This is a genomic window from Syntrophothermus sp. (assembly GCF_013314835.1).
In the GTDB taxonomy this organism is placed as follows: domain Bacteria; phylum Bacillota; class Syntrophomonadia; order Syntrophomonadales; family Syntrophothermaceae; genus Syntrophothermus; species Syntrophothermus lipocalidus.
The window spans coordinates 67,245-90,008 of the sequence record NZ_JABUEX010000004.1; the positions used below are offsets into that span (position 1 = coordinate 67,245).

Genomic DNA, 22,764 nt, shown 5'->3' on the forward strand with positions numbered 1-22,764 from the left:
CCGCCAAAAAGGGGGGCTGCCTCGCCGTTTCCCTAACCCATCTCAGCGATCTTCTTGTCGGTTTCTTCAGACTGTTTCACGAAACCACCGACATCTCCGTCCAACAAGGCCTGGTTATCCTTTTGCCTCTCCCGGTTAAGCTCGCGCAGGCGGTCTTTTTCTCTCGAATCGGTGGTATAGAAACCCGGGCCTTTGAAAACTATACCTACGTTCCGGCTGATCAACCTCTCAACCTTGCCTCCGCAGGTCGGGCACTCCTCTAAAGGGGGAGCAGTTATCCTTTGGACGATCTCAAACTTACCACAATGCTGACATTTGTAATCGTAGACTGGCATAACTTCACCCCTCTCTCGTTATTCTTAATTCACTTTCCTCTCTAATTATTGGAATCCGCCCGACGGTTGTCAAGTGCCCGCAGTCAACCCGCGAGTATCTTGAAGTAGTAAGCGAGCCCCATGGCCCCGTTCCACAGCCCGTGGGCCAGCCAGCAAGGATATATCGATCCGCTCTTTTCGTACACGAAAGCCAGAATCGCCCCTCCCACCGACAACGGAATAAACCGCCACAGGTCAAAGTGGGCGGCTCCGAAGAACGCCCCTGATAAGAGAATCCCGGCCGTCACTCCGGTGTACTTGCGGAAGACGGGATATACAAATCCCCGAAAATACAGCTCTTCGGCTAAAGGAGCCAGTACGCTTATTACCACTAACAAGAGAACGAATTCTTTCAGGCTGCCGACCCGTTTTAGCACCCACTCGAACGCCTGAGGAGGGATCTCGGGAAATACTCGTTGCAAAATCAGTCCCATGACCAGGATAACCGCAAACAGCAAGATGCCCCCGCCAATCCCCCACTCGATGAGCGTTTTACCCCTGGTAGGTGTTAAGCCTATTTTATTCGGCGAACACCTGCGAACTACCAGGGCCAGAACCAGTACCGCTCCCACCATGACCACAAATTGAATCAAATAAGTAAAAATAAACTCGTTTATCAAGGTCGCTGAAACCCAGCCCTTGTAAACCAGGTAAGCCATAACCTGGGGCCCCCACCACGGATAAGACTGCACTACCAAGAAGGTAACAATCAGCACCACAAAAACCTCGAACAAACCCCAACGAACGTCCTCTCCCGGAAATCTCACCCTCGGCCCGCCTCCACTCCGTTTTAATCAATACATTCTCTCCCCGGCATCAAAATCCTTTTCAATGCAACTCTTGCCTCAACCTTGCCCGCTTTGCCAGGTAAGAGATTACTACCTGCACAAAGGTGGAATGGGACCAGGTAAGAGGAACTACGGACAGGGGTTCGCCGGTATAGGGATGAACCTGCTCCGGCAGCGAACACGTACCTACCGCCTTAGCTGCGACCCACTCGATGAGCTCACGGGCCTGCTCCAGATCACCAATGCCTTCCGCTCTCCGGATATACCAGTCTGCTAGCCACAAAGTAGTGATTATCCAAGGATTCCCAGGTACCTCATGCAGATTGTCGGCTACTCGGAAGTAACAATCCCCAGGGTAACGAGCCATCCCGCCGACGGAGGTCTTGACCCATAACCCCTCCTTTAAGGTATGAATAGTTTTCACTACTTTTTCGTCCCCCGGCGCAAAAGCTCCAAACGCGTATAGCCCGTGCAGACTGGAATCGAGGGTGAGATCCGTCATCATCTCATCCTGTTCGCTGATTAAAAGGCCCCGGGCAAACCGTCCCAGCTGTTCCGAATACAACCACCTCACCATCGCCTGCTTCAGTTCAGCCGTTCTTTTCTCGCATTCGTCAGCCAGTTCCATCGCATTGAGAGCCCGGGCCATCTGAGCTCCTGCCTGCAAAGCCCCATACACCGCCCCGCAGGTAAAAGCGAAAATGCCCCAACGCTCCTCCCATAGATCCCAGCTCGGCTTGGGCAAACCCGTAACCGCATCGGTGTAATCCAGCATGAACCTGACGGATGGCCTGACCAGGCTCTCAAACATCGACCTCGCAAAATCCTCATCTTGATAAAGCCGGCAGTGCTGCCCCAGAGCCCATATCACAAGCGCGGTCTCGTCTTCTTGGATAGGCAAACAGGGCTGGCCGTGCATGAGCCATGGATGCCAGGTACATCCCGGGCTTCCGTCCGGGTTGTAGCGCTGCAGAAAATACCCTTCATCTGACAGCAGGGCACCACAAAACGTGTAAAACTTACGGGTCTCTTCAGGGTAACCGGCCAGGTCCAAAGCGTGAGCGACCATGGCCCCGTCCCGCGGCCATAAATACATGTAGTGATCCCGTGCCACCAGAAACGTATCGGCATCGGAAGATGCAACCACCGCCCCTCTCCTGTCCATTTGAGCCTTAATAGTAAACAAGCTCTGTTTAAAAACCCGCTGTACCTCCGGACTCAGATCCTGATAATCTCGTTCCTGTCTCTTGATCCAGCGGCGGTAGTACCTGATTATCTCTTGCAACCAAGTTTCCGGATGTTTACTCATAAAGCGGTCATTGGCTCTTCTCAAAGCGGCAAGAGAGTGACACACGATGAGCCAGTAGTAGACCAGGCCTTCCTCCCCTGCTTCCAGGTTCAAGCTTACGGAGAGAGCACTGTCAACAGGCCCATCAGCAACCGGGTTCAGTGAAAGCATACCGTCCTCCGCGTCCCGGTAAGTACCTTCTTTTCCCCGGTACCTCTTGACTCCGGTGCTGTATTCTTTAGCCGTACCCTTATCGGTTCGGCAATTGGCCAGGATATAACATCCTTTTTTGTAGTGGTATATTCCTCCGGTTTGAGGATCATAAACGGCCGAATCGCCGGCTTCAATTCCTTTGATGGATAAGTCCTGGTAAAATACCAGTTTTATTTCACGGGGGTAAACGCTTCGGTTTTTTACCGCGATTTTTTTCATGTAGAAATCTTCTGCCCAGTGGACGGCATCGTTGATAACAAGATCTACCTGCTGTTCGGGATTGGATGCCCGGATGTCCGTAACCGGGGTTTCTTCTGTGCAGGAAATCTCTTTACGCCAGCAGTCTTCAAAAAACCAAGAAAGTTTCCCGTCTGTATAGACGCCAAAATTAGTGCGATTCCTATCTCCATGGTTTTCGAACCCCCCATAAGGCCAATAAAGGTCCCGAATATTAAGTTCATTATCAAAATTTAACAACAAACTGCCATTGCCCAACACTACTTGTCTCACCATCATCCCCCGCGCTCATTTATTATGAGGTATTTGGGAATAATAAGCCCGTTGCAGTAATTATTCCTCGTTTCGTTTTTCAATATTGATCACCTAGGAGGGAAATCATGAATCCGGACGTATTATTCTTTCTTTTTCTTCTTTTGGCTTTCATATCCTTATTGGCTGTAGGGCGGCGGCAGAACAAACCTTCAAAGAAACCGGCACCACGCCCTTCAGACCTCAGTTTTGAAGCCTCGGACGAGCTGGGTGTGCCGGTTGAAACCAGACCGCGGCCTGCCTTTGCCGTGGAACTGCCGCGCTATTACCACGATGTGCGGTTGACCCTCTTGGTCAGGGATCCGGAATGGCTGTATGCTTACTGGGAAATAGCGCCTAACCGCTGGGAAGCCATCCGGCATTCTTATGGTGACCTAGCCACTTATGATAACATCTGCCTTCGAATCCTGGAACTGTCAGATCCTCGGTCTCACTTCGATATCCGGGTCAAAAGCCTGGTTGGGGACTGGCACATCCACGTAGGCAAACCTAATACCCCTTATTACGGTATACTAGGGCTGCTTACGCCCTCCGGCTTTCTCCCTATTACGGTATCCAACGCGGTCATGACCCCCCGCAATGACATTTCAACTCTGGGAGACGAAGAGTGGATGATGGTAAATGACTACGAGCAAAGAATAATTGAAAGAATAGGCGCCATCCCGTTCGACGCCACTTCGCCTTCATTCTACGATTTTGAGCCCGGCTGGAAAGGAGACTGACAGTGATCAAAGGTTACTTATTGCTATTGCTTCACGCTCACCTGCCTTTTGTCCGTCATCCTGAGAGCGAACACTGTTTGGAGGAACGATGGCTTTATGAGGCCATAACCGAAACTTATATACCCTTAGTCCAGGTGCTGACCAGATTAGCGGAGGATGAGATCGATTTCCGGCTAACGATATCTCTCAGCCCAACCCTCATCACCATGCTCAATGACGAGCTTCTGATGAGGAGGTACAAGAAACACCTGGAAAAACTGGTGGAACTCTCGGAAAAAGAACTGGTACGAACCCGGAACATGCCCGATTTCAACTATGTCGCCCAGATGTACGAACGCCGTTTCACCAATGCTTACCGGTTTCTCTTCCACAGGTACAAAGGCCGGCTGATCCGTGCCTTCCAGGAGCTCTTGGCAACAGGTAAGGTGGAGCTGATAACTACGTGTGCCACCCACGGTTACTTACCCCTGATAGGCATTCAGAAAGAGCAGGTACGGGCCCAAGTAGCAGTCGGGATCCAGGTGTTTCGCGAAACATTCGGGCAGCCTCCTCGTGGCCTCTGGCTTCCCGAATGCGGGTACAAACCCGGGGACGACCTGGTTCTTAAAGAGTACGGTGTTCGTTATTTTTTCACCGACACCCACGGCATCATGTACGCTTCGCGCCGGCCCCGCTATGGGGTCTATGCCCCTCTTTACTGCCCTGGGAGCGGAGTTGCGGCTTTTGGCCGGGATGTCGAGTCTTCCAAACAGGTGTGGAGTGCCAAAGAAGGCTACCCCGGGGACCCTGACTACCGCGAATTTTACAGGGACATAGGCTATGACTTGGACTTCGATTACATCAAGGAGTACATCCACCCGGAAGGGATCCGCTTGGATACGGGGATCAAATATTACCGCATAACCGGCAAAGGCGAGTACAAGGAACCTTACCAACCGGACTGGGCCCGGCAAAAAGCGGCTATCCACGCCGGCAACTTCATGTTCAATCGGGAACGCCAGATCGAGTACCTAGCGCAAATTTTGGACCGAAAACCAATCGTGGTTGCCCCTTACGACGCTGAACTCTTCGGTCACTGGTGGTTCGAAGGCCCCGATTTCCTCAACTATCTCCTGCGCAAGATACCTCACGACCAACAGGTGTTCCGGACGACTACTGCTTCCGACTACTTGGAAGAATATCCGATGAACCAGGCAGCGGTACCTAATGCTTGCAGTTGGGGACATAAAGGCTACAACGAGGTATGGCTGGAAAAGTCTAATGAATGGATCTACCGCCACCTCCACAAAGCAGGTGAGCGCATGGTCGAGCTGGCCAACCGATATCCCAGTTCGGATGACATCATCAGGCGTATGCTTAACCAGGCTGCTAGGGAGCTCTTACTGGCTCAATCCAGCGACTGGGCTTTCATCATGAAGACAGGGACAATGGTAGAATACGCTGTGCGCCGCACTAAGGAACACGTAAACAACTTCACCAGACTATATTACCTGCTTCGGGAAGGTCGCCGCGATGACGAATGGCTTCAAGAATTAGAAGCCAGGAACAACATCTTTCCCAATATCGATTACCGGGTATACGTGTCAGGGAGTTAACCTTTGGGGACCGCGCAAATTCACTACCACGACTGTTAAACCACTTCCCGGGAGGGATAAAAATTGAGAATGCGTTCACCCGTAGTTTTAATGTTAATAATCCTTCTAGCCCTGAGCTTGACACTACCGGGGTGCTCGGGCTCACGCAACTCTCAAGCGAAAAAGCCGGGGCCTGTTATCGGGCAAAAACCGCAGGCTCCCGGGGCTCTGTCCCGGTTCCTTACTGACCTCGAACAGATAATTGCAGCAGTCGATAGCAAGTACAAATCCGGCAACAAACCGGCGTCTCTTGTCCAAAACACGAAGTTAGAACCTGAAAAAAGCTCTGAACAGGAAAAAACCTCGACAGCTCAAACCAAGTCCAAGTCAAAAGAGACCGGAAACCAATCCAAGAAGTCCCAATCCGGTTCTCAAAGCAGCAATTGGAGTAAGGAGGACCAAACCCTCAAGAACATGCACAATAACTGGAATATGCTGGAACCGGAAGCAGTGAAAGCCGGGCTCAGTACTTCCAAGCGCACCCAGTTCGAGGATCGCCTCGAAAACCTCACCGCCGCGGTAGCCCAAAGAAACCCTGAAATCGCCCTGGAGGCGGCCATCGAGCTTTATAGTTCTTACGCCGATGTGGTTGAGGTCTTCACTTCCCCTGTTCCCCCAGACTACTTTCGGGTCAAATACGAGGCTATGGCTGCCACGCTTAAAGCAAGCCAAGGCCAATGGACCCCCGCCAGCCAGCATGCTGCCAGTTTGCGGGAATACTGGGACCACCTCAAGGCCCAAGCCCAGGGAGCAGACCAAAGCATCATCAGCCGCACCGAATTCTCAGTCCAGGACCTGGAACAAGCCATAAAAAAACAGCAAGTCGAGCTCGTGATGCTGAAATCGGAAATTCTCATGAATAACCTGAAAAACCTCAAGAATGAATTTGTTCTAAGACAGCAATCATAGCATAATGAAAACGAATAATGGCCAAGTAGACCCGGCATAGCGCCGGGTTTGTCCGTTTTGCACAATCTTCCTTAAGTCTCTGGGCAGGATATGGGAGGAAACTACTTAAGGTCCGCTCGTGTTGTAGTTCCAGGGTGAACTTGCTACAATGCAGATAGAACTTCCTGTTGTCTCCAAGGAGGGATGCGTTGTGCAGCTTAGTGATGGGGAGGTCAAGTCGATTGTTGAACATCTCACCGACAGGCTGGGTGCGTTTTTGATTATTCTTTTCGGGTCGGCCGTTCAGGACAAGTTGCGTGCTGACAGCGATGTGGATCTAGCCTTCTTGAGCAAAGATGTATTCAGTGATTATGACATATTCTTAGTGGCTCAGGAACTGGCGAGTATTTTGAATCACGATGTCGATCTTGTAGACCTCAAGAAAGCTTCGACGGTGTTGCAAGCGCAAATCGTAGCAAAAGGAAAAGTCCTTTTCTGCAGCGATGACCGAGAGAGGATGGTGTTTGCTATGACCGCGTTGAAAAAATACGCCAAGCTCAATGAAGAGCGCCGCTGCATCCTCGATAAGATAATGGAAAGAGGTGCAGTTTATGCACAATGACGTCATCTTAAACAAAGTTCAGGTGGTCGAACGCTGCATCAAACGAATAAACGAGGAGTATGATAACAACCCGGGTAATCTTAAAGACTTTACCCGTCAGGACTCCATCATTTTGAATATCCAAAGAGCATGCGAAGCGTGTATTGATCTGGCAATGCATATAGTTTCTGAAAAAGGCCTGGGCATTCCTCAAAGCAGCCGTGAGGTCTTCGATATTCTCTGCAATAACGGCATTGTCCACGACGAATTGGCTGCACGGCTTAAGGCTATGGTGGGGTTTCGCAATATAGCCGTCCACGATTACCAGCAACTGAACCTGGAAATCGTGCAGAAGATAGTAGAGAAGCACTTGGGTGACCTAAAAGCGTTTTGCACTGTGGTACTGCGGCTCTAACTTAGGATCGCCGCCACATACTCTGCTATCGCCAACGAAGAGGTTAATCCCGGCGATTCAATACCGATAAGGTTGATCCAGCCGGGATAACCCCGACTGCTCTCTTGGGCAATCACAAAGTCCCGGAAACTTTCGCCTGGTCTTTGTAACTTCGGTCTGATCCCGGCGAAGTCCGGAGCCAGGTCCCCCTTTTGAATGAAAGGCAAGTACGCAACTGCCGCATCGTAAAACTCGTCTATGTGGGACTCGTCTACACCGTAATCGATGTTGTCAACGTAGTACGCGTTCGGCCCCAGCCGGATTCTATCTTGCATATCGAAGCTCAGATGGATGCCGAGACTGTTGACCTTAGGCACCGGGTAAACCAGGTGTTTGACTGAGAGCTTTTTCTTGATCCTGAAGTATTCTCCTTTGCATGGATGTAACCGGTAACCGCACCTCTCAGTATCGAGTCCTAGTAATTGTGCCACTTTTTCTGCCCCCAAACCGGCACAGTTTACAACATTTAAAGCCTGAATGACTTCTCGATTGCTGTGCAGCTTATAGAAGCTCCCCGTGTACTCAACCGCCTGTATTTCTGAATCGAACACAAAATCAACTCCCGCTTCCCTGGCTTCGAAAAACAGACTCTGCATAAGACGGTGAACATCCACCTGACCGCTGTCCCTGACGAACAAAGCTTCAACAGCGCTGATATTCGGTTCCATTTCAGCTACTCGTTTCCGGGTCAAGCGTTCAACCGGGATACCGTATTCTTTCCCCTGTCGCTCGAGAACATCCAGTTTACCGAGCCCGGCTTCGTCGGTGGCGATTATCAGTTTTCCCGTCTGCCGGCAGGGTATGGAGCGCTTGGCACAGTACTCGTACAGACGCTGTTTCCCTTCCAGACACAGACGCGTTTTCAACGTGTCGCCCGGGTAGTAAATTCCAGAATGAATCACCTCGCTGTTGCGGCTCGAGACCTCCAGCCCATACGTACGGTTTCGCTCAACTACTCCGATGATCTTCCTGGGGAACCTCTTACCTAACTCCCTTGCTACTGCCAGGCCCACTACGCCCGCCCCTATTACAAAAACATCAACTGTGTCCCAGGTCACGGTTTACCTCCTCAATTCAAGAACCTGTCCTATACATAACAAGCTAAATCTGATTCCTTCTTGATCAAAGACCCCTCGGACAACGGGCCTATGTTAGGAATATTGAAGCGCAACATAACCCGACGTGAGATGCCGCTTGAGCACAGATAACAACATAATCAGGCCGTCGCCCACTCTTGGGATAATGCTTCGGCCTGTTCAATAACAACTTGCGTAGCTTTCTCCTGTTTATCGGGAGGATAGCCGTGTTTACGCAAGATACGCTTCACGATAACACGCAGACCAGCGCGGACACTCTCGCGCATCGTCCAATCAATACTCGTATTGCTACGGACAGCCGCAGTGAGCTCCCGCGCGATTATGCACAACTTTTCATCGCCTAATACTTGAATCGCACTACCATTAGTTCCTAAAGCATCGTAGAAAGCTAGTTCTTCTTCGTTAAGTCCTAACTTCTCGCCGCGTTCGTTTGCTTGGCGCATCTCTTTGGCTAAAGCAATGAGTTCCTCGATAACCTGTGCCGCCTCTACGACGCGATTTTGGTAGCGACGGATAGCCTGCTCTAACATTGCCGCAAAAGAGCGTGCCTGCACCACGTTTTTACGCGCACGTGCCCTTATCTCTCCGGAAAGGAGTTTGCGCAGCAGTTCTACGGCCAGATTTTTCTGCGGCATATCGCTCACTTCGGAGAGGAATTCATCCGAGAGGATGGAAATATCCGGATTCTTAAGCCCCGCGGCGGCGAAGATGTCTACTACCCCTTCCGGGGCGATGGCACGAGAGACAATTTGCCGAATGGCGTGATCGAGTTCCTCTTCGGTCTTGCGCTCGCCCGGGGCACCTTTAGCCAGCACGGAACGCACCGCCTGGAAGAATCCAACATCGTCGCGGATGCGTAACGCTTCATCATGGGGTACGGCAAGAGCAAACGCCTTGGAGAGTTCAGCAGCTGCCTTAAGCACTCGCTCCTTGCCGTTTTCCTGGGCCAGTATGTGCTCTTGTGCGGCAGGCAATAGTGCGAGGCGTTCTTCCGGCGTTCCAGTCACCCATTTGGACCAATCGAACCCGTGGAATAGGCCCAGACAAACCTCGTATTTCTCAAGCATGACCGCCACCGCTTCGCTTTGGTCAATAGCCGTCCGCCCAGTACCGCCGCTGGCGGTGTAGGTTGCAAGCGCCTGGCGGAGCTCGTTCGCCAATCCTAGGTAGTCTACCACCAAACCGCCAGGTTTATCACGGAATACTCGATTGACGCGCGCTATGGCTTGCAGAAGGCCATGGCCACGCATGGGTTTATCCAGGTACATAGTGTGGAGGCAAGGTGCATCGAAGCCGGTCAACCACATATCACGTACGATTGCGATCTTAAAGGGATCGTTGGGGTCGCGGAAGCGCTGAGCGAGCGCCTCGCGCCGAGCCTTATTCCGGATGTGCATTTGCCACTCAGCAGGGTCGGGTGCCGAGCCGGTCATCACCACTTTGATAACACCTTTGTCATCATCCTCGTGGTGCCATTCCGGGCGCAAAGCCACAATCTGGTTATAGAGAGCCACGCAGATGCGGCGGCTCATGCACACTACCATGGCCTTGCCGTCCATTGCCTCCAGCCGGCGCTCAAAGTGCTCAACCAGGTCTTGGGCAATAAGGGACAAGCGCTTTTCGCTTCCCACCAATGCTTCCAGTTGTGCCCATTTGCGCTTCAGTTTTTCTTTGCGCTCGACTTCCTCACCTTCGGTGACCTCCTCGAATTCCGGGTCAATCCGAGGCCGTTCGGCCTCGTCCAACTCGAGTTTCGCCAGGCGGCTTTCGTAGTAGATGGGCACGGTGGCGCCGTCTTGCACTGCTCGCTGGATGTCGTAGATGCTGATGTAATCGCCAAAGACGGCCCGCGTATTGCGGTCGGTGAGTTCGATAGGTGTGCCAGTGAAGGCAATAAAGGAGGCATTGGGTAGAGCATCGCGCATATGGCGGGCGAAGCCGTCAACGAAGTCGTACTGGCTGCGGTGGGCTTCGTCGGCTATGACCACGATGTTGTGGCGTTCGGAGAGGAGTGGGTAGCGGTCATCTTTCTCCTCGGACAGGAATTTTTGGATCGTAGTGAAGACCACGCCACCCGAGTCTATCTGGAGCTTAGCACGCAGATCTGCGCGGCTTTCGGCCTGCACGGGTGCCTGGCGCAGGATTTCCTGACAGCGTGCAAAGGTGCCGAAGAGCTGGTCGTCCAGGTCGTTGCGGTCGGTGATTACCACAACGGTGGGGTTTTCCATGGCCGGGTGAAGGATGAGGCGTCCGGCATAAAAGACCATCGTCAGGCTCTTACCCGAACCCTGGGTATGCCAAACCACACCTATACGCCCGTCTCCAGGGTTACCGCCTGGTTGACGACCGGCTTCATAGCGCCCGGGCTCCTCGCGGAACTCTTGCCTTGCTATCGAACGACGTATTGCTCGCAGAGTCTCTTCGACGGCCACATTGACAGCGTGGAACTGGTGGTAACCGGCCATTTTTTTGGCAACTTTTCCGCCAGACAAGTCTTCAAAAACGATGAAATAACGCATTAGGTCGAGAAAGCGGCGTTTTTGGAAGACCCCACGCAGCAATACTTCCAGTTGCGGCAAGGTATCCGGTGCTATCGTATCGCCTTCGATGGTAAGCCAAGGCATGAAGCGGTCCCTATCAGCGGTAATGGTGCCGATGCGTGCCTTAACGCCGTCCGAAATCACCAGTGCAATGTTGTAAGCGAAGAGGGACGGGATCTCCTGTTTGTAAGTCTGGATCTGCTGCAAAGCCGTCCAGATCGTGGCTTCTTCATCGGCAGGGTTTTTTAATTCGATGACCGCAAGCGGCAGGCCGTTAACGAAGACCACAATATCGGGGCGGCGGGTACGTTTGTTTTCAGAAACCGTGAACTGGTTGACGGCCAGCCAATCGTTGTTTTCGGGGTTGTCGAAGTCGATCACACGTACCTGGACGCCGCCAATGCTTCCATCGGGGCGGCGGTATTCGGCGGTGACACCATCCACAATCATTCGGTGGATGGCGCGGTTGCGGGCGACAGGTGTCGGGGCGTCGGTGTGTGTTAGTTTTCGAAAGGCTTCTTCCAGCGCCTCGGCGGGAACGTCTGGGTTTAGTCCTGCCAACGCCTGTCGCAGGCGTTCTTCCAGCACTACCTGGCCATAGTCGGTGCGTTCCGCCTCGGGTTCGCCAGGGGCGATGGATGGCCCGAATTTGACAGTGTAGCCCAGACTCTCAAGCCAGGCCAGAGCGGCTTGTTCCACTATAGATTCGGTAAAGCTATCAGTGGTCATTTCAATCACTCCCGTATGACAAGCAACCAGTCTTAACCAACTCGGATAACTTGCGCATCGCTAAGTCACACTTTTCCACCAAACTCCGAAAGTGTTGACGGAGGTCGCCTCGTGGCGGGTTACCGCCTGCGTGGGCAACGATAGCAGAACGAAGGTACCAAAGTTCATTAAGAGGCTCGATGATGAACTTTATTTCATCTGACGGAAGAGCGGCGTATTCCAGTATTCTTGCTAGTTGCTTAATAGAACCAAGTTTCTCATCACGACAACCCCGTGCCTCAGCAAGCTTGTTTATATATGAGGCATTCAATCCTTCGACGAGAATCTGCGCAAGCGCCAGAATTTGATCCTCCCACTCTTTGCGCGACTCAGTGACGACGTATCCTAAAAATGTTAAGTCACGGGTTTCTGGGACTTGTGGCATTTTCCATATCGGACACAGGTTTCCTTTTTCGTCTTGTTGCGGGAATTTCCTAAGCGTTTCTTTGAGGGACTGCAAAGGATCGTAAAACTCGTCCCATTCTCCTTCAAAGTCAGTCTTGAACGCACGCAGAGATATACCAGCTTTCGGAGGCTCATTAAAAGCTTTCCAATATAATTGTTCCTGATATGGCAGGTGGCTTAAGTCACAGATGTAAACATGAACCTGCCCCTCTGCGTTAATATCGTATCGCAAAGACCATGCACCTTTGCATTCGATCCAACGGTCGTGTACTTTATAGCGTGAAGGATCCTGCCGATATCGAAGCAGAACATCAGGTTTAAAAAAGGCGGGCGATGTTCCAAAAGGCAGGTCAGATTCCACGAAATAGTTTCCAAGTTTTTTCGGGTCAGAAGTCCATTCTCGTATCGTCCCGTGTTTCCAATCCCAGATGATGAAGCTTGCGTATGCACGAGGTTCTTCTCCTTTAAGCTTCAGTAGCAACTCTGCGCGCGGCTTTTTACAGCGGATGATCTGAAAGCCACGGAAGATACTTGCGATGGGGTTGTAAGGATCACCAAGCAATGTGCGGCGTGCATAGATTTCATTCTGTTCGTCTTTATATAAATCATCTTGCCGATTTTCTGGTGCGGTAGCTGCCCAGGCTAAAGACCGAGACACGTCAAATACTCTGACCAAACAAGCGTTGGCTAAGAAAAGGTAAAACTCCAGTTCTTCTTTTTGCAACGTACATAAAATCAAGCCATCTTGTTCCACCCAATAGGCAATCGGTACGATCTCGCCGAGTTCATTCAGTTTGCACCAGGCGTGTTTTTCCTCGACCCAGTGAATGTCAAGTACGTGGCTAATTCGCTGGTTGATCTCTACATAAGCCTCCCTATTCTTATAACCGGGGAAATATCGTAAAAAGAACACAGGTAAACTGTCATCTAGGATTTTTGACCCTGTGTGTTCCATTGGTTCACTCAGGAAAGGCATAGGTTCACTTTTTGAATAGGAGTATCCATAACCATAACCACTACTAGCAGTGGAATTCCATTTGAGAAGATCCTCGACGTAGTTGGCTCCCAGTTTTTTCAACGGAACAATGAGTGAGTAAAGAAAGAAGTTTCTCCCGCTGATGTAGATCGGAACGTCATTGTCCGTTGTAAAGAGGAGGAACTTAAGCGAGTCTTCGTGAGTGTGCCAAGTCCTCAATGCGTCCTGTGATGAAACGACAGGCACTTCTTGGTGTCGTAGATAATCTATTATGTCCTTCAACCTCATGTGCTCACCTCCAGAAAACTTTCTGCTTCCTTTCTCCGAGTCTCCCCGCGGATGAGCTTCAGCAATAGCTCGGCACAGGCGCATCGTAAGCACCACCTCGCTGTAGATGGTCCGGTCGGCAAATAACTTTGCTGGTGCGATTTCCAGGCCATGCTTGACCCACCCAGCCTTACGAGCCTAACGATTCAAGCCACAAGAGGTCCGCTTGCTCCACCCGTAGTCTCTACAATTGCGCAAAGGCGCCTCATAGCCACCCTCTGTTCTCCGCCTCTAGGATGACATGCGAACCCAGCGTCACTATCTCCTTAGCTTTTATCACGTAGCCGAGATGAATCATTACCCGTGTTATGCTCGCCGGAAGAACGGTTGTCGGAATGGGCCTAGCAACGATGGAACCCTCTACGGTCATCTCCGGACCAGCATAGAGGACGCCTAAAAGTGCGACACGGGTACCTACAACTAAGCTGCCGTCCTTGGTGTAGTAAGATCCCAAATTGGCAAGCAACACCGGTGATCCAGAAGAGCCGGGGAAACACGCCGCGTCAATAACAAATACGGGTCTACCACCAAAATCCAATGCCGGATGGCTGGCTGTCACCCCACGCCTAATTAGTGGCAGGTTGTTCTTCTCATCCCATAGCCCGGTGGGGTAACCCACGAAGAGGATGTCCTCGACGGCGCTTAATTCCTCCAGTTGCTTACCAGAGAGAATCAGTCCTTCGTGAAACGACACATTAAAGATAGCTTTCCCGGCTACTTCAGCACGAGCGCGTAGGGGCTGGAATGGCATTGCGCAGAGATCCACCGCCGGATCGGGATGGGGGATCCACTGCGACTCGAAGTTGTCAAGCTCTACGGTAAAGAACTGTCCGGACGGTTTAGGTGGGCTTGCCCCAGGTAGGGCCTCGTGCAGCTGAAATCTGCCCTTCGTGGTATCTTTCGCCACATGCTTACTTGTCACTATTAATGGTAATGTTCTGTTGTCGTCGACTTTCATGTTGAAGAAGAAGCCGGTCCCTACTCCTGTATTGCCATCCTTCAAGGTGGTTTCTATACGGACCGTGGTAAAGACCAACTGTTCGGTAAACATAGTCGGCGTAATCATTTGGTGGACCTCCCTTTGCTGGATAGCCCCTTGCTGCCCATGAACTGCCCATGAACCGCCCCGCATCTTCCCCCCTGAATTTTCCCCTGATAATCTTTGACAGCAGCATGTCGTGCAGGGCGGTGAGGGTGCGGGTCCTGTTCATCTCCCCATCTCCTTATGCGTCTCAAACAGAAATGTTGCCAATGTCGCTGCTATGCCAACCGCGAGCTTGGCATGGCGAGGCGTGATCGACTGCGTCTCAGCCTCCTTGCCATGACCAGTTCCATAGAGATTTCTCAGCTCAGCCAACCCCTGCAGAACGGATGCCAAATTACTGGTCAGTCGTTTAATGATTTCAGTCCCCTTCCCAAACTCAGGCACGTTTTCGGGTAACAGCGGAAGTTCTTTCAGCACTGCCTTGACAAGCTGTGGTATGTCACACGATCGATCCACCAGTTTGCCCTGCTCTCCCAAAATAGTCCGGCAGCATGTTTCCACTAATTCCTTCGCCGTGCCGATTGCCAGTTCGGGATCCGAGTCTACAGCCTGATCCATCCGCTGGATCTGGTTCTTCAGGTATTGGGCGTTGAACACCGCAGCTAGTCCCTTCACGTTGTCTAAAGATGGGTGCGTCAGGCCGGATGTACGAAGTCGATGGATAACCTGCTTGCATTTCTCTCCTAAGGCAAGCTGATCGTCTGTGGGAGTTGGAACTACTCTCGTCCAGTAATCTAACATCGCCGACAGGACATCAGCGACGAGGTCATTCGGTTCCAATTCCCAAAATGCACGGAGCCGCTTAGCCTTGGAATTGCCGTTGAATGCGTAGCGTTCCGAATAGATGTCTATTCCATGCTCACGGAAGAACTCAGCAAAAGTCGCGTTTGTAAAGTCGAGGACGTAACCACTGCGCATGCCGAAAAGGCGCTCAAAGAGCACCTTTTCGCTGGAGGACAGGTCGCTCATAATTGTTGCTCCTCCAAAAACTTTTCCGCATCCTTCACCCGGATCTTCCCGCTGATAAGCTTGGGCAGCAGCGCATCGCGCAGGGTGGCGAGGGTGAGGGATTCTTCATCGTTCGCCTTCAGCTTTGCAAATATTAGAGAAGCGAATTCGCCAAAAATTTTAGCAATCTCAACTGTCGGCACCACAACAAGATAATACTTAAGCGACTCTGCTGAGAGACGCTGTCTTCCGCTCGTTCCAGTCATGTTTGCAATACCGAAAGTACGAAACTCTTCGGTTCGTATCAAAAAATAGACATACTCCAAAGGAAGTGGAGGTTTCGAGCGAAGAACAATATACTCGGTCGATCCCCAGCCAACTTTGTCCTTCTCCACAAAGTCTACATAGCAAACCTTGCCGTTTTCGAGACAAGGTGTAATGCGTGCCAAGAGTACGTCTCCACTGATAAAACGTGTTCCTGAAGTATACTTACGATAACAGAACCTAAGAGCACGAGCAGACCGAGTCGGCATGTTAGCCATATCGAGGTAAGGTGCTATTTCTCCTTTGCGAAGTTTTCTGAGAGGGTTAACCTCTACGGCTTCCGGTAGTGATACTGCTCTCCACCCCTTCGGTATCCACCCCAACTCGCTTTCCTCGAACTCATCGGGGAACAGCCTTGCCAAGTGTTCCGGCAACCCAGCAAGGCGACCCTCAGCCCGGGCACGGGCTAGGACTTCACGGCGGCGGGCGGCTTTTCCCTTCAGCTTATCTGGGATTGGCTTGCCGGCTTTTAATGCGTTATCAATTACTGGGTCAAAGTCCACAAACCACGACTTGAACACAGCCCGTGCGATCGCTTCCAGGGTCTCGTTCATGCGTCGGTTAAGCTCGATCTTGTCGTCCAGCGTGCCAAGGATTTGGGCGATAGCCCGCTGCTGGTCAATAGAAGGCACAACGATAGACAATGATCCAAGATCGCGTTGGGTTATGAGGGGATTGCTGCTGCCACGATTGAGGCGGACAGTTTGCTCAATGCGAGTACGAAGGGCGTAGTAAAGAAAGTCTTGATTGATCCGATCATGTTTCGCGACAATAACCAGGGTGTTGTCTGATGGCCATGACGGACCAGTACAGCGGTACAATTGTCCAAGTGTGCCCACCCGGCCCGTCACAAGAACCGGATGATTATACAAGGGCTCATTAGTGTACCCCATGATTCCGCTGCCGCCGAGCACAGGGATGCGGCATCCGTCTGCTGGAGTTTCTCGCACAACGGGCGGACGTTTGCCACTTGAAATGAATGCAACCTCCGCTATCGTTGTTTCTTGCCACTCACTCATGCCGCAACTCCTCCAGATTCCTCCATATAGCCTGATCCAGCCGAGCAGCTTCCTCAGCCTGCTGCCTCAACTCGGCTACCAGCCGCGCCATCTTCTCCTCAAAGGGCTCGTCGTCATCCTCAGCCTGTTCGACCCCAACATAGCGACCCGGAGTAAGCACGTAGCCATGTTTGCGGATTTCTTCCAGCGTTGCTACCTTACAGAAACCCGGCACGTCCTGATATTTCCCGTCGCCATCACCGCGCCAGTTGTGGTAGGTGTCGGCAATCCTGCGGATGTCCTCGGCAGTTAGTTCGCGGTGCACGCGGTCCATCATGACGCCCAGCTTGCGGGCGTCAATGAAGAGCACCTGCGTAGAGCGGTCGCGCAGGGGCCTGCCCGAAAGCCCCGTGCCGCCCTTCTTGTTGCGGGCGATGAACCATAGGCAGGCAGGGATCTGCGTGGAGTAAAAGAGCTGGCCTGGCAGCGCCACCATGCAGTCCACCAGGTCCGCCTCGATGATGTTCTTGCGAATCTCGCCCTCGCCTAATTGGTTCGAGGACATAGAGCCGTTGGCAAGCACGAACCCGGCAATGCCGTTTGGTGCGAGATGATAGATGAAGTGCTGCACCCACGCGAAGTTGGCGTTAGATACAGGCGGGATGCCAAATTTCCAGCGTTTGTCCTCACGCAGCAGTTCTCCCCGCCAGTCGCTATCGTTAAATGGCGGATTGGCAAGGATGTAGTCAGCCTTGAGGTCCGGAAACTGGTTGTTATGGAAACTGTCGCCGTGGGCGATCTGGCCGTCGATCCCTCGGATGGCCAGGTTCATCTTGCAGAGCCGCCAGGTGGTGTAGTTGGATTCCTGGCCATAGATGCTGATCTCCCTTTTAGCACGGCCGCCGTTACCATTGCCCGTGGCATGGGCTTCAATGAATTCTGCCGACTGCACAAACATGCCGCCGGATCCGCAGCAGGGGTCATAGACCCGGCCCTTATAAGGGGCGAGCATCTCCACAAGTAGCTGCACCACGCATCGAGGAGTATAAAACTGGCCGCCCTTTTTACCTTCGGCACTGGCGAATTGCTGCAAGAAGTACTCGTAGACCCGACCGAGGATGTCTTTAGAGCGGTTTTCGGTACCACCAAGGCCGATGCTGCTTATCAGGTCAATGAGCTGGCCCAGGCGTGCCTTGTCAAGGTTCAGCCTGGCATAGTCTTTAGGTAGCACACCTTTAAGCGATGGGTTATCCCGCTCAATAGCGATCATCGCCTCGTCAACCAGCTGGCCGATGGTGGGCTGTTTGGCATTGGCTTTGAGATACGACCAGCGGGCCTCCGGAGGTACCCAGAAAATGTTGACGGCACGGTACTCATCGGGATCTTCCGGGTCGGCATAAGGCTCCGTTTGAAGTTTGGCGTGATATTCCTCGAAGGCATCAGAAATGTACTTTAGCAAAATGAGGCCAAGTACCACATGCTTGTACTCGGCAGCATCCATGTTGTTGCGCAGGGCATCAGCAGCCTTCCACAGCTGGGCCTCGAAGCCCAGATTGGCAGAGTTTTCATTGTTCTTCTTTGTTGCCATGCTTATCCCTCCAGCCCCATTGGTCGTTACAGTCCTCAATCATGGGCAGATTGCCTAGTCCAAATATCTCGCAAACCGGTTACGGAAGCTACTTTTCCGACGCGGAATAGTAAAGTCTGCGTTCAGCCATCTGAGGCTTCCTCTTTGTTCCTGTTGCATAGCACTTCTCAGTTTAAGTTCTGAACCGTTCTGGCAATTATTCTTGGTTCTATTTTTATCCTTATATTTCCTCCTTAGGTGCACGATTTTAGAGCACAAGCTTCTGAGACGACGTTATTTGCGTTCCAACACCGAACTCCGCGCGCTCAATCTGGCTCGGTTTGGTCCTATATGCTATATTGTATTAAAAAAGATGGGAGTCTCGATATGGAAACGGGTCTGGCTATTCTTGCAGTTTGCCTCCTTTTGGTTTACTCCGTATATTTTCTCTACATTATCAGATCGAAGCCAGAAGAATTTGAAAAAATGTTGTTATCCGGTCTAGCCGACTGGATGATATCGCATAAAGAGAAGTCGCGCCGGCACCTGCGTTTGATGCTGGGAGGCAGCTTTCTAGTCGAAACTCTTTATTTCGTGCTGGTTTTTCTGGTCATTCAAAACCTGCTCTTCCGGGTCTTAACCGGTTTGTTTGTCGGGTTTGAGTTCATGCATTTGACCTTGCTTTTAATATCCATGAACCAGTTCTTCCGGGGGCGGATTCCGTTGAAGTATCTGTTTAACTGGAAGATAGAGCGCACCAGCGCTTGGCTTTTCTTTACTCACTCTCTGCTTGTGCTGGTTCAATTGGCATGGTGGTAGCCTTTTCCGGATTCAGGGTCACCACCGCGCGGTCTTCGTTTAGTGTAAGCTTCGTGCCCAGGTCCTGGGAAAGGGCGCTTATCCTCTCCAGAATCGGCTTTCCCTCTTCCCCGGATGCCACTACCGGTTGGCTTTCATTGATGAAAACTGGTAGTACCGTGACTTCCTCTACTCCTCCCCTGGAAACCTTGAACCTCAGCATCATACCTTGCTTGGTTGCGAGCTTCTGGTTCTGGTCGAAAATAAAATTTCCCAGGCTGTAAGCGATAATCCCGCGCCCGTATCTTTCCACCCCTTGTATCACATGAGGGTGGTGCCCTAGTATAATGTCAGCCCCCGCATCGATAAACTCCCAGGCCAGCCGGCGCTGCCCATCCGTCGGCCTGTCGCTGTACTCGGTTCCCCAGTGCAGGGACAGTACCAGGATATCGACCTTATCACGAACGGCTGCTATGTCTTCTTTTACGTCAGCTTCCACCAGAGGAGCCACCCCACCCACGTCCTGGGTAGCCTGAAATCTTCTTTGATACTTGGGATGAAAGTATATGTCCGCCATCTCCGTGTAGGCCAGAAAGGCTATTTTGAGTCCCTGTTCTTCCAGAATCACAGGGCTTCTGGCTTCGGTAATGTTTCCCCCTCCTCCTACCGTCCTGATTCCCGCCTCGCCCAGCAACCGAAGGGTGTCTTCAAAAGCCGGGGTATCATAGTCGAGAGCGTGGTTGTTGGCTATGCTCAAGACATCAAATCCCTGCCGGGCCAGCTCGGCTGCCATGCTTGGTCGGGCTCGAAAACATATCCCTTTGCCCGGTAGAGGCCTTCCCCTTTCTGATAAAGGCGATTCCAAATTACCAAAAACGAGGTCCGCTGCCTTGAGGCTATCTCCTAATCGAGCAAAAGGATACCCCTCCCCTTGGCTGGCAATCAGGCGTTCAACCTTCCGTGCCAACATCACATCACCGACAGCTACCATCTCTATTGACTGCGGTTGAGACACCGATTCTACCGGTTCCAGCTTTGGGCCGGTAACCAGTTCGGATCCCTTGCATCCTACCAGGAGAAACAAACAAAATATTGACCATAACAACCAACGCCCAACCTTCACTCACTTGCCTCCGTTCGGTAGTCTGTAATCACTGGTTTCGCCGAACGACAACAAATTCCTCTCTTCGCGTGGGGCAAGTCCACTCGAACATTTGGTTGTGACCGAATCCATGGCAAACCTGCCCACTAATGTGCAAAGAAGGTATTATCCCTAACCTCGAAGTTGGTCTATAATCAAACCAACAGCTGGAGCGATGAAATGTTTCCTGTTCTCGTTCTCGAACGTGGAAGTCCTACCTGATGGAGGCGGCGTTATGAATTTAATCACGATTGGGGTTATACGTTCCCCTTATCCAACTCGTGAAGAAGCTCCCAAGAGCGGATATGAGTCAGTCGATGAATGTGTCATCGAAGTCTGTGAAGAGTTCCTTCCAGCTCTGGAGGGAGTGGAGGAGTTTGACCGCCTGGTGGTCCTTTACTGGCTGCATCAGGCCCGTCGCGAGACTCTGCGGGTCTACCCGCGCGGTCAATCCGAACTCAAAGGGGTATTCGCGTCCCGTTCGCCCGATCGTCCAAACCCCATCGGTCTATCGGTCGTCAGGCTAATCGAAAAAGAGAGGAACAAACTGCGGGTAGTCGGGCTGGATGCCCTAGACGGAACCCCGCTTTTAGATATCAAGCCGGCATTGCCTGAAGAGACGGGACTGGACCGCTAATACCATCGTCAAGTAGCACTTATCCACTACCGACGGAACTTGCGCAGGGCCTTCCCGTTGAGGTAATCGCACCTGCAACCCTGGAAGCTCTGGCGGCTTTTCATTCGCTCAATGATCATGTCTCTTATTTTCCACCAGCTTACACCCCAATTACAAAATAATGTATTCTTGGCAGGCGCCCTACCGATCAGCCGCTGGATTACCACATCTGGATGGAGGTACTCGAGAAAAGCGATCACTCGTTCCACGTACTCATCTAGGGAGATTATCTGTACCTCTCCCCGCTCGTACATCTCTCCCAACACGGTGCCCTTGAGAATATACAGGGCGTGTAGCTTTACATACTGCACCCCAAGTGCAGACAACACTTTAGCGTTTTCGACGACATCTATTTCCTCGTCACCGGGCAGATTCAGGATGAGGTGAGCACAGACCGCGAAACCCCTTTGCTTAACCCGGAGGACCGCGTCGATAAACTCGGCCAGGGTGTGGCCGCGGTTAATTTTAGCCAGGGTCCGGTAGTTGACGGTCTGCAGGCCCAGCTCTATGTCCACCGCTAACTCCCGACCTTGGGTTATTTCTGCCAACCGATCGAGATAATCGTCACTGATACAGTCGGGACGCGTGGAGATGGAAAGCCCGATTATATCCGGATCCCCAACCGCCGCTTCGATGTTCTGGGCAAAGGTTTCTAAAGGTAAATAGGTGTTGGTAAAAGCTTGAAAATAGGCGATAAACTTGCGTGACCCGTAGTTTCTCCCGATATATGCTTTGTTACGTTCCAGCTGTTCCTTTACTCCTATCCAGTTGGGCAAACACTCGAAGCCCGACCCTTCCTCGCCGCAGTAGATGCAGCCCCCCCATCCCAGGTTCCCGTCCCGGTTGGGACAGCTTCCCGCCAGGTTAACGGGTAGCTTGTACACCTTTTGGCCAAATCTGGCTTTCAAGTGCTCGGAATACGCTCTATAGGGCAAATCCGGCATCCGTGTCAACCTCTCTTTCACCTATACTGCCTTAAACCGTGGATCCAAGCACGACTGATCAAAAATAATAGGGTGACTCTCATCACCCTTCCCGACCAACTCACCCGTTTTTAACAAACACTGACCTTCCCGTTCATATACCGTCGGGCAACCTCCTCAGCCAGCGTATAGGGGTCAGCTTCTTTGGCTACCAGCTGTTCTACCATCTGGCTGAATTCTCCCGTCCTCACCAGCTCGTCTAAAATCGGCTCCAGTATATAACTCCTTAATGCCTCATTAAGCTCGTATAAGGCCTTCCTTCTCTGCCGTTCACCTAAAATGTTGTTCTCTATCAGCATCTTGTAGTGTTCCTCTATCTTCTCCGCCAGTACCTCTACGTCCTGGGCAAATTGGTGCGGGTCGTAAATGTTCTTGGTCATTATCACCGGCGGCCTCCAGCCTCCAGGAAACGACGGCGACATGTCTAGCATCATGTTCACTTCAGCATAAAGCTTCCCGGCTCCCTCCCGGTCCGCCTTGTTTATCACAAATATATCCGCTATCTCCATTATCCCCGCCTTTATCGCCTGTATCGCATCCCCCATGCCCGGTACCAGCACCACTATCACGGTGTGAGCGTGGTTGATGATGTCTACTTCCTGCTGCCCCGCTCCTACTGTCTCGACTATTATCATGTCTTTTCCCATCGCATCCAGTACG

General features: G+C 51.9%; 19 protein-coding genes and 1 pseudogene. 7 read left to right on the forward strand and 13 right to left on the reverse strand.

Annotated elements, in window-relative coordinates:
* Nucleotides 1–32: 32 nt before the first annotated feature.
* The 3 genes from HPY90_RS02795 to HPY90_RS02805 form a co-directional block, all read right to left on the reverse strand.
* Nucleotides 33–335, reverse strand: a complete 303-nt coding sequence (locus HPY90_RS02795; RefSeq protein ID WP_287190892.1) for an FmdB family zinc ribbon protein — start codon at nt 333–335, stop codon at nt 33–35.
* 83 nt (nt 336–418) lie between these two features.
* Nucleotides 419–1,141: a CPBP family intramembrane glutamic endopeptidase gene (locus HPY90_RS02800; protein ID WP_287190895.1), complete on the reverse strand. Its 723-nt coding sequence runs from the start codon at nt 1,139–1,141 to the stop codon at nt 419–421.
* A gap of 61 nt (nt 1,142–1,202) precedes the next feature.
* Entirely contained in the window at nt 1,203–3,179 is a 1,977-nt protein-coding gene (locus tag HPY90_RS02805) for a glycoside hydrolase family 15 protein (RefSeq protein WP_287190898.1), read from the reverse strand.
* A gap of 101 nt (nt 3,180–3,280) precedes the next feature.
* On the opposite strand from HPY90_RS02805, the gene HPY90_RS02810 reads away from it, so the two are divergent.
* The 5 genes from HPY90_RS02810 (at nt 3,281) to hepT (ending at nt 7,472) form a co-directional block, all read left to right on the forward strand.
* Nucleotides 3,281–3,934 carry a DUF4912 domain-containing protein gene (locus tag HPY90_RS02810; protein ID WP_287190901.1) on the forward strand — a complete coding sequence of 218 codons (654 nt, stop codon included), beginning with the start codon at nt 3,281–3,283 and terminating at the stop codon, nt 3,932–3,934.
* 2 nt (nt 3,935–3,936) lie between these two features.
* Complete coding sequence (locus tag HPY90_RS02815; RefSeq protein WP_287190906.1) at nt 3,937–5,529, forward strand: glycoside hydrolase family 57 protein; 1,593 nt, start codon at nt 3,937–3,939, stop codon at nt 5,527–5,529.
* Between the two features lie 63 nt (nt 5,530–5,592).
* On the forward strand, nt 5,593–6,477 hold the full coding sequence (locus HPY90_RS02820) for a hypothetical protein (protein WP_287190909.1): 885 nt from the start codon (nt 5,593–5,595) through the stop codon (nt 6,475–6,477).
* Between the two features lie 190 nt (nt 6,478–6,667).
* A complete protein-coding gene (gene mntA / locus HPY90_RS02825; protein WP_287190912.1) occupies nt 6,668–7,078 on the forward strand; it encodes a type VII toxin-antitoxin system MntA family adenylyltransferase antitoxin in 411 nt (136 codons plus the stop codon).
* Nucleotides 7,068–7,472 (forward strand): type VII toxin-antitoxin system HepT family RNase toxin, encoded by a 405-nt coding sequence (hepT, locus tag HPY90_RS02830; protein WP_287190916.1) that lies wholly within the window; start codon nt 7,068–7,070, stop codon nt 7,470–7,472. The genes mntA and hepT overlap by 11 nt, the downstream gene beginning before the upstream one ends.
* Here the strand turns inward: hepT and HPY90_RS02835 are convergent.
* The 7 genes from HPY90_RS02835 to HPY90_RS02865 all read right to left on the reverse strand — a co-directional run bounded on the left by HPY90_RS02835 (nt 7,469) and on the right by HPY90_RS02865 (nt 18,527).
* The gene (locus tag HPY90_RS02835; RefSeq protein WP_287190918.1) at nt 7,469–8,569 is read right to left on the reverse strand and encodes an NAD(P)/FAD-dependent oxidoreductase; all 1,101 of its coding nucleotides are present in this window, start codon (nt 8,567–8,569) and stop codon (nt 7,469–7,471) included. The genes hepT and HPY90_RS02835 overlap by 4 nt on opposite strands.
* A gap of 158 nt (nt 8,570–8,727) precedes the next feature.
* On the reverse strand, nt 8,728–11,877 hold the full coding sequence (locus tag HPY90_RS02840; RefSeq protein WP_287190921.1) for a type I restriction endonuclease subunit R: 3,150 nt from the start codon (nt 11,875–11,877) through the stop codon (nt 8,728–8,730).
* 1 nt (nt 11,878) lies between these two features.
* On the reverse strand, nt 11,879–13,585 hold the full coding sequence (locus HPY90_RS02845) for a hypothetical protein (protein ID WP_287190924.1): 1,707 nt from the start codon (nt 13,583–13,585) through the stop codon (nt 11,879–11,881).
* 244 nt (nt 13,586–13,829) lie between these two features.
* Complete coding sequence (locus tag HPY90_RS02850) at nt 13,830–14,756, reverse strand: trypsin-like peptidase domain-containing protein (RefSeq protein WP_287190926.1); 927 nt, start codon at nt 14,754–14,756, stop codon at nt 13,830–13,832.
* A 75-nt stretch (nt 14,757–14,831) separates the two neighbouring features.
* The gene (locus HPY90_RS02855) at nt 14,832–15,638 is read right to left on the reverse strand and encodes an abortive infection family protein (RefSeq protein WP_287190928.1); all 807 of its coding nucleotides are present in this window, start codon (nt 15,636–15,638) and stop codon (nt 14,832–14,834) included.
* Entirely contained in the window at nt 15,635–16,960 is a 1,326-nt protein-coding gene (locus HPY90_RS02860; protein ID WP_287190930.1) for a restriction endonuclease subunit S, read from the reverse strand. Before HPY90_RS02860 ends, HPY90_RS02855 begins: the two co-directional genes overlap by 4 nt.
* Complete coding sequence (locus tag HPY90_RS02865) at nt 16,953–18,527, reverse strand: class I SAM-dependent DNA methyltransferase (RefSeq protein WP_287190933.1); 1,575 nt, start codon at nt 18,525–18,527, stop codon at nt 16,953–16,955. Before HPY90_RS02865 ends, HPY90_RS02860 begins: the two co-directional genes overlap by 8 nt.
* Nucleotides 18,528–18,893: 366 nt before the next feature.
* On the opposite strand from HPY90_RS02865, the gene HPY90_RS02870 reads away from it, so the two are divergent.
* Nucleotides 18,894–19,325 (forward strand): hypothetical protein, encoded by a 432-nt coding sequence (locus HPY90_RS02870; protein ID WP_287190935.1) that lies wholly within the window; start codon nt 18,894–18,896, stop codon nt 19,323–19,325.
* On the opposite strand, the gene HPY90_RS02875 is transcribed toward HPY90_RS02870, so the two are convergent.
* Complete coding sequence (locus HPY90_RS02875; protein WP_287190938.1) at nt 19,282–20,427, reverse strand: CapA family protein; 1,146 nt, start codon at nt 20,425–20,427, stop codon at nt 19,282–19,284. The two genes, HPY90_RS02870 and HPY90_RS02875, sit on opposite strands and share 44 nt — an antisense overlap.
* 253 nt (nt 20,428–20,680) lie before the next feature.
* Here HPY90_RS02875 and tsaA point away from each other — a divergent pair, with 253 nt between their 5' ends.
* Entirely contained in the window at nt 20,681–21,082 is a 402-nt protein-coding gene (tsaA, locus tag HPY90_RS02880) for a tRNA (N6-threonylcarbamoyladenosine(37)-N6)-methyltransferase TrmO (protein ID WP_287190940.1), read from the forward strand.
* Between the two features lie 26 nt (nt 21,083–21,108).
* Here the strand turns inward: tsaA and mnmL are convergent, their stop codons facing one another.
* A complete protein-coding gene (gene mnmL / locus HPY90_RS02885) occupies nt 21,109–22,065 on the reverse strand; it encodes a tRNA modification radical SAM protein MnmL/YtqA (RefSeq protein ID WP_287190942.1) in 957 nt (318 codons plus the stop codon).
* 110 nt (nt 22,066–22,175) lie between these two features.
* Nucleotides 22,176–22,764 (reverse strand): annotated as a pseudogene (locus tag HPY90_RS02890) (methylmalonyl Co-A mutase-associated GTPase MeaB); the annotation flags it as partial.